Annotated in this window: 1 rRNA gene; it reads right to left on the reverse strand. The window is 53.0% G+C overall.

The features are described 5' to 3' along the window. A 23S ribosomal RNA gene (locus KNP79_RS15650) occupies window positions 1-385 on the reverse strand; the annotation flags it as partial. Window positions 386-472: the final 87 nt, after the last annotated feature.

Genomic DNA, 472 nt, shown 5'->3' on the forward strand with positions numbered 1-472 from the left:
GCTACAGGGCCGTCACCTTCTCTGGCCGACCTTTCCAGGTCGTTCACCTATCCTATCCCTTTGTAACTCCGTATAGAGTGTCCTACAACCCCAGGAAGCATGCTTCCTGGTTTGGGCTGTTCCCGTTTCGCTCGCCGCTACTCAGGGAATCGAATTTTCTTTCTCTTCCTCCGGGTACTTAGATGTTTCAGTTCCCCGGGTTTGCCTCACGCCGTGCTATGTATTCACACGGGTGTCCCGCCAGTCTCCCGGCGGTGGGTTCCCCCATTCGGATACCCCTGGATCAACGTGTACTTACCACTCCCCAGGGCATTTCGCTGTTCGTCGCGTCCTTCATCGGCTCCTAGTGCCAAGGCATCCACCGTACGCCCTTTCTACCTTGATCTAGCGTCTAAGACACACGGTCCTCACGGACCATATGTGAAATTAATTGGTTTGATGTCTTGATGAATCTTCAGTTTTCAAGGAACAA

The sequence above is a fragment of the Exiguobacterium sp. s7 genome (assembly GCF_018618195.1).
Taxonomy (GTDB): domain Bacteria; phylum Bacillota; class Bacilli; order Exiguobacteriales; family Exiguobacteriaceae; genus Exiguobacterium; species Exiguobacterium mexicanum_A.